We start from the raw sequence: 7,310 nt of genomic DNA, 5'->3' as shown, positions 1-7,310 counted from the left end.
TGCGTTCGCAGCGCCCATGCCGGAGACGCAAATCCAGCCGACATCGGCGAGGGCGATGTTTTTCTGGAAGCCGAATTGCACATGCGCAAGACAGCGTGCTTCGAGTGGTAAGGGAGCGACGATGCCGGTGACGTTGGGCAGCTTTGCGTGTGCGCCTAAACAGCGTTAACTGCAGTCGACGAGCATCGTCTGCGCTTGCAGCGCCGGCTTGTCGCCGGCTGCAATCCGGTCTTCCGCCGGCAGCAGATGGCGGTAGCGCGCCAGCGCCCACAGCGGGAAGTATTTGTCGTAGCCGTGATACTTCAGATAAAAAACGCGCGGAAAACCGGGCGCGGTGAATTCGTCGTCGCGCCACAGGCCGTCGTCGCGTTGCGCGCGCAGCAGATAAGCCGCACCGCGCGCGACGGCCTCCGATCCGGCTTCACCGGCGGCCATCAGCGCAAGCATCGCCCACGCGGTTTGAAATGCCGTGCTGTTCGCGTGCGTTCCCGGCACCGCATCATCGAGATAACTGTCGTTGCTTTCGCCCCAGCCGCCATCGTCGCGCTGCACTCGCTTCAGCCACTGCACGGCGCTTGCGACCGCTTGCGAATCGAACAATACGCCGGCTGCTTCGAGCGCCGTCAGCACCGACCACGTCCCGTAAATATAGTTGGTCCCCCAGCGCCCGAACCATGCTCCGCAACTTTCCTGCTCGCTGCAAAGATAACTCGCGGCGCTGCTAATGCGATCGGCATAAAACGCGGCATCGTTCAGGCCGAGGAAGGCGATGCAGCGCGCGCTGACATCGGCGCTCGGCGGATCGAGCAGGGCACCATGATCGGCAAACGGGATTTCGTTCAGATGGTAATGCGTGTTGTCGACGTCGAACGCGGCAAAGCCACCGTTTTTCGATTGCATGCCGGCAACCCATTGCGCCGCGCGCTGTAACGGTTTGGCATAGCGCGGATCATGCGCACGCTGCATCGCCCAGCCGACCGCCGCGGTGTCGTCGACATCGGGGTAATGGTCGTTGCCATACTGAAAAGGCCAGCCGCCGCCGCGCAATGCCGGCCTTGCGTGCTGCCAATCGCCGGGTTCGCTATCCAGTTGCCTCGCAGTAAGCCAATCGAGTGCGCGCCGCACCTTCACGCGGGACGGGGACGAGGCGGACTTGCCGTCGCCGTCGGCCTCCTGCAGCGCGAGGCAGGCAAGCGCCGTATCCCACACCGGCGATACGCAAGGCTGGCAATAAGCGGATTCTTCGCCGACCACCAGCAGTTTTTCGAGCGCCCGCTTCGCCGTCGCGCGATGCAAATTTTCGGGCCCATAGCCAAGCAGCGCCAAGGCTTCATATGCATTGACCATGGCCGGAAAAATAGCGCCCAGGCCATCTTCGCCATTCAGCCGCTCGATGATCCATTGCTCGGCTTTCGCGATGGCTCGCGCACGCACGCGGGCGGGAACGAATCGCTCGAAACGAAACGCGATTCGTTCGATGCCCAGCAACGCCCGGTTCAGCGCCGAGCGCACCGGAAAGTAATTATTTTCCTGCTCGGGCGGAATCGTGAAAAGCTCCGCAATTGAGATGCCGCGCGGATTCTTCGCGCGCGCTTTCAGGCTGCACAGGATCGAAAGCGGGATCATGACCGTGCGCGACCAGTAGGAGACCTTGCCCGGATGAAACGGAAACCAGCGCGGCAGCAGCATGATCTCGACCGGAACCAGCGGCGCGGCGCGCCACGGCACCTGCTCGAACAAGGCTAGCGCGATGCGCGTAAACACATTGCAGCGGGCGGCGCCGCCGTTCGCCAGAATAGCGGCGCGAGCGCGAATCATGGGCGCTGAATCGACATCGTCGCCAGCGAGCTTCAGCGCGTAATAGGCTTTGACCGAGCAACTCATATCGAAAGCCGCGCCCGGATACAGCGACCAGCCGTCGTGCGCTGCCGATTGGCGCGCGCGCAGGTAGACCGCAATCTTGCGCTCGAGCGCGGCATCGATCTCATCCATGAAATGCATCATCAGGATGTACTCGGCCGGTATCGTGCAATCGGCTTCGAGCTCGAAGCACCAGTGGCCGTCGGGCTTTTGCAAGCCGAGCAGGGCTCGACGAGCGTCACGTATCCCGTGCTTCAGTTCAGCGATGAATGGCGTGCTGGTCGCGTAGTCTGTCGACCGGGCAGAGCGGCGCGCGGGCGCCGCCGGCACGTACGACAGCGGCTCGTCCGCAAGAGCGTTGCCCGATGGCGGCAGCAGCGATTCAGTGAACCGGTCCCACATCTGATTTTTTGATGATCGTTGTTGCTGGGGAGAATACGTTCGGTCGGCTTGCGGCTGCTTTCGGCAGGCCGCTGGCGGCGAGATTGAACATCAGGCGCGCGACCGCGTCGCTGTTATTCGTCAGATGCGTTGCGGCGATGGTCGCCTTGACCGAGCGCCGAGAAATCTTGACCTGCCTGCCCGAAGTGAAGTCGCGGTGGCGATTGATTTTACGCAAGGTCAAAACCGCCATGCCGAGCGCCCAGAAGCAGAATCTGCGTATGCCTTTTTCGCGGCGCGGAATCATCAGCGTGTACGTCAACGCATTTTCGAGATGCGCGTGCGCAATGGCGATCAGTTCGCCGAGGCCGTCGCCGAACTTCGCGTCGTGCTGGCCTGGGTTGAGGTCGCTCAGTTCGAAGCCATGCCGGCGAAAAATATCCTGCGGTAGCCAGCAGGCGCCGCGACTGCGATCTTCCCAGATGTCTTTAAGAATGTTCGTCATCTGCAAGCCCTGCCCGAACGATACCGCAAGCCTGAGCATGACCTCGCGTCTCGCCCTGATTTCGTCGGAATAATCGCAATAAAGCTCAGTCAGCATTTCGCCGACCACGCCAGCGACGAAATAACAATAACTGTCGAGCTGGGCAAGATCGGCCAGGCCTTGCGGCGTTTTGTTGGCCTGAAACAGCGCCATGCCATTCGCCATCACGGTCACGCAACGCAGTAATGCTGATTGCTGCGCCGGCGTCAATGCATGCGTGATGCGCAGCACGCGCGCCGAGTTGGCAACGAGTTCGCGCTCGGCGGCCAGCGTTTGCTCCGACAGCAAAGCGGACAGGGCGGCAGCGAATGGTTCGGCTGCCGCGCGCCCGGCAACGATATCGATGAACTGCTGCGCGAACTGGCGCTTCTGCGCGGCCGTCAGCGCGACTTCGTCTTCTATGGTATCGGCAATGCGGCACAGCAGGTAAGCGTTGACGACTGCCGGCCGCAGGGCATCCGGCAATTGCGGTATGGTCAGCGCAAACGTGCGCGAGACGCCTTGCAGAATCTCGTTCTGATACTGGGCGTCAGACGATGGTATTTCGGGCGTTGCCGCCGGCTTGGTCGTCATCGCGATAGTTTTTGCGGAAGCGCCGTCGTGACCGTCTCCGGATAGAGGCGATCGCCGGCGCGCCCGGCTTCGCTCCGATCGTAAACCCGGCCTTTCCAGCGCGCGCGTTCGCCGCGGTGATAGCGCAAAGCCGATGTCCAGGTCATGAATAGAAACAAGGTCGCGATCAGCGGCAGGGCCAGCGCCCACACCTTCGACAAATCGTAGAAACGAAGCACGGGCACGTAACTCGCCGCCATGGCGATCAGCGCGACCACGGCAAGCCAGCCTGCCCCAAATGGCGCAAAAACCGCCATGTAAACCGGCAGCCAGAACGCCAGGGCAAAAATTAGCGTGAGCGCCGCCAGCATCGGCAGCGAATAGTGCAACTGGGTATAAGCCGAGCGCGCAACCATACTCCAGATTGCCGCGAGATCGCTGTAGGGGCGCAGGCTGCGCGCCGAATGGGTGAGCCCGATCCAGGTATTGAAACCGGCGGCTTTCACGCGGCGCGCCAAGGTGCAGTCGTCGATCAACGCATCCTTCAGTGCCACGAAACCGCCGATCTGGTCGAGCGCCCGCGTTTCCAGCAGGATGCAACCGCCGGCAGCGGCAGCGAGTTTTCGGAAACGCACGTCGTTCGCCAACCGAAACGGATACAAAAGTTTGAAGAAGTAGACGAAGGCCGGCAACAGCAGCTTTTCCCAAAACCCGGTCATGCGCAGAGCCGGCATCAGCGAAGCGAACTGCAACTGTTCGCGCTGCATTTTATCGCGCAACGCCGCGATCAGGCCGGGCTGCAATTCGATATCGGCATCTAGCAACAGCGTGTAGCACTTGTCGCGCTTGTCGATAAGCGAGCACCCTTGTTCGAGCGCCCACAGTTTTCCGGTCCAGCCTGCAGGCACACTCTGCCCGGTAACGACTCGCACGTTCGCCGCGCGCCCGGCGATATCTGCAGTGCCGTCGGATGATTGATCGTCGATCACGATGACATCAAGATCACGTCCCTGCCGCAGCAGTGCGGCGAGCGTTGCACCGATGTGAGCGGCTTCGTCACGCGCCGGCACCACCGCGCAGACATCGCTGAGGTCAGCGTTCAAGTCGCCCACGCGCGCGTATGGATCAGTGCCGGCGCGAGGCCGCGCGCTATCCAGCCGTTCGCGCGTACGCCACGGTTGAAACGGCAGGCACAACAGGCCTAGCCAGATGGCCAGTGTCAGCGCCGCCCACAGCATTACCGGCTGCTGTCCTGTTCGGCGGTTTTGCCCATCGGATAAAACTTGATCGGCCGCGCGCCGTGCGACTCTTCGGGATAAAGAATGGGAAGCTCGGGCGCGAATGGCCCACTGGTTCGCGGGCCCTGCAAAAATACTTGCAACGCGCGCAACGGGCGCATGAAAGTATCGTCTATCGCCGACGGCTCGTATCCGCAATGCACCATGCAATCCGCGCATTTCGGATTGCGGCCGTTGCCGTATTTTTCCCAGGCAGTATCGTCGATCAGCTCTTTGAAGGTTGTTGCGTAGCCTTCATCGACGAGCAGGTAACATGGCTTCTGCCAGCCGAAAACATTGCGCGTCGGGTTGCCCCACGGCGTGCACTGGTAGGTCTGATTGCCGGCCAGGAAATCGAGGAACAGGCTCGACTGGTTGAAGCGCCATTTGCGCTCGCCCCGTCGTGTCTTTCCGCGCTTGAAGATTTCGCGGAACAGGCGCTTGCTCGCGGAACGGCGCAAAAAAACATCTTGCTGCGGCGCATGCTGATAGCTGTAGCCGGGCGAAATCGTAACCCCTTCGACGCCGATTTCATTGGCGAAGTCCATGAATGCGGCGACTTCGTCGGGCGATTCGTTCTGGAACAGCGTGCAGTTGAACGTCACGCGAAAGCCGGCTTCGAGCGCGAGTTTCGCGGCCTCGACGGCCTTGTCGAAGACACCGTCGCGGCAGACCGAAGCGTCGTGCCTGTCCTTCAAGCCGTCGAGATGGACCGAAAAAGTCAGATACGGCGAAGGCTGGAATTCGTGCAGCCGCTTTTTCAGCAGCAGCGCGTTGGTGCACAGGTAAACGAATTTGCGGCGAGAGATGATGCCTTCGACTATCGGCACAATATCCTTGTGAATCAAAGGCTCACCGCCCGGAATCGAAACGATGGGGGCGCCGCATTCATCGACCGAAGCCAGGCATTCCTGCACACTAAGGCGGCGGTTCAGGATCTCTTCAGGGTAATCGATTTTGCCGCAGCCGACGCAGGCGAGATTGCAGCGGAACAGAGGCTCCAGCATCAACACCACCGGATAGCGCTTCACGCCGCGCAGTTTCTGACCCAGGATATAGCGGCCAACACGGTATTTTTGTATAAGGGGAATGCCCATTATTATTCCTGTGGAAAGCTGGTTTACATGGAGAGCAGACTAAATCGACCTTACCTGACCGTCTTCGGTTCACCCGGGATACGACGAATCGCCGAATAACCCGGATCGAGAGGATTGCAATGAGAGCCGGGGGCAGAATTCTCGTGGCACTTTCGACGTGATTTTAGCGAACGAGATTGCTTCGGAACAAATGCTTTGCTTGCATCCCACGGCGCGGGCGCTTTCGTTTTCGTCGAGAACGCTCCAGCGGACGCGCAATCGGCCGCCCGGGAATGCAGACATTATAGCGTCAAACCGACTAAAATCGCCCTTCTTCACGACTTTCATCGTTAACCGAGCTGCGTGGTTAGTCGTTTGACATAGCAAGCGATTACGGGAAATGCAATCCGGTGATGCGCCCGCTTGCCGTGAATCCAACCGAAGTTTTCAATTCCATTTTTCCGCATGCCGCTTATTGCCTGGCGCCGTACCGATTTTCCTGAATCAGCCACTCCTGCCAGAAACGCGCGCGATCATGCTTTCCCGTCGGCCTGCGTTGCCGGCATAGATCCGCATCCGCGCCCGGATACGGGAATGTCAGCTCTGCCCGATACGGCGCCCCGCGCGACATGCTAGAAGCCGCCGCAAGGCGAGGCGAACGGGCAGTCGGCGCATTGGTCGCGGCGTCGGTCGCGCATGCCCGCGGCGTGCTCGCGGCATCCGCTGTTCTGGGCGTGCTGCTGATCGCTTACGTGTTCACGCATTTGGCGGTCGATACCAGCATCGCCAACATGCTCGACGATAGCCTGCGCTTTCGCCAGCTCGAGCAGCAACTCGAGCGCAACTTTCCGCAATTCGACAAGCCTTTTGTCGCCGTCGTCGATGCCGCCTCCGCCGAACAGGCATCCGACGCCGCGGAGCGATTGGCCGCGCACTTCAAAGCCGCGCCGGAATTGTTCAAGGCGGTTTATCTGCCATCGCAACCCGAATTTTTTTCACGACACGGCCTGCTTTATCTCGATCTAGACGAGTTGTGGAAGCTCAGCGAGCGTTTGACCGAGGCCGCGCCTTTCCTCGGTTCGCTGGCGCAGGACCCCAGCCTGAACGGTCTGTTCACGACCTTGGGCCGGGCGCTCGACGAACCGCTCAGCGTCGATTACCAGACGCGCATCAAGGCTATGCTCGATAGCGTGAGCGCTGCGATCGAAGCCGAACTGCAGGGCAGCGCCTACCGGCGTTCGTGGCAGGATTTGCTAGGCGGCGATGAACTGCGCCAGGAAAAACCGCGCGGCTTCGTTCTGGTGCAGCCGGCGCTCGACGACGACAGCGTTCGGCGCGCCGGCGCCGCTCTCGATCGCGCACACGGCCTCGCGCGCGCGATGGAAGCAGAGGCGCGCGACGCTGGCGGCAAATTGAATATTCGATTGACCGGTTCGGCCGCGATCGACGACGAAGAACTGGAAAGCGTGCATCAGGGCGCCGGCATCGCGACAGCGGCGTCGTTCGCGCTGGTCTGCGTCATCCTGTTTGCGGGTTTGCGCTCGAAGCGGCTGGTGCTGGCGATATTGGCGACCCTGTTCCTTGGCCTGGTCGGCACGGCGGCATTCGCGACTTTCGTGT

Annotated in this window: 5 protein-coding genes; 1 reads left to right on the top strand and 4 read right to left on the bottom strand. The window is 61.1% G+C overall.

All coding sequences use genetic code 11. From position 1 onward, the window contains the following. Positions 1-165: 165 nt before the first annotated feature. The 4 genes from shc to hpnH are packed head-to-tail and all read right to left on the bottom strand — an operon-like array spanning position 166 to position 5,711. The gene (shc, locus tag H0V78_14775; protein ID MBA2352995.1) at positions 166-2,262 is read right to left on the bottom strand and encodes a squalene--hopene cyclase; all 2,097 of its coding nucleotides are present in this window, start codon (positions 2,260-2,262) and stop codon (positions 166-168) included. Next, positions 2,243-3,358 (bottom strand): squalene/phytoene synthase family protein, encoded by a 1,116-nt coding sequence (locus H0V78_14770; GenBank protein MBA2352994.1) that lies wholly within the window; start codon positions 3,356-3,358, stop codon positions 2,243-2,245. Before H0V78_14770 ends, shc begins: the two co-directional genes overlap by 20 nt. Beyond that, the gene (locus tag H0V78_14765) at positions 3,355-4,575 is read right to left on the bottom strand and encodes a glycosyltransferase (GenBank protein MBA2352993.1); all 1,221 of its coding nucleotides are present in this window, start codon (positions 4,573-4,575) and stop codon (positions 3,355-3,357) included. Before H0V78_14765 ends, H0V78_14770 begins: the two co-directional genes overlap by 4 nt. Next, positions 4,575-5,711, bottom strand: coding sequence for an adenosyl-hopene transferase HpnH (gene hpnH / locus H0V78_14760; protein ID MBA2352992.1), 1,137 nt, complete (start codon positions 5,709-5,711; stop codon positions 4,575-4,577). Before hpnH ends, H0V78_14765 begins: the two co-directional genes overlap by 1 nt. A gap of 608 nt (positions 5,712-6,319) precedes the next feature. On the opposite strand from hpnH, the gene H0V78_14755 reads away from it, so the two are divergent. After that, the coding region (locus H0V78_14755; protein ID MBA2352991.1) for an MMPL family transporter at positions 6,320-7,310 on the top strand (991 nt) is incomplete at its 3' end.

It is taken from the genome of Burkholderiales bacterium (assembly GCA_013695435.1).
GTDB lineage: Bacteria > Pseudomonadota > Gammaproteobacteria > Burkholderiales > JACMKV01 > JACMKV01.
Note: the sequence above shows the minus strand (reverse complement) of the source record. Positions and strands in the feature narration are given on the sequence as shown.

Bases quoted from the DNA above. Each gene is read 5' to 3' on its own strand.
- hpnH (MBA2352992.1), bottom strand. From the start codon at position 5,711: ATGGGCATTCCCCTTATACAAAAATACCGTGTTGGCCGCTATATCCTG.
- H0V78_14765 (MBA2352993.1), bottom strand. From the start codon at position 4,575: ATGCTGTGGGCGGCGCTGACACTGGCCATCTGGCTAGGCCTGTTGTGC.
- H0V78_14770 (MBA2352994.1), bottom strand. From the start codon at position 3,358: ATGACGACCAAGCCGGCGGCAACGCCCGAAATACCATCGTCTGACGCC.
- shc (MBA2352995.1), bottom strand. From the start codon at position 2,262: ATGTGGGACCGGTTCACTGAATCGCTGCTGCCGCCATCGGGCAACGCT.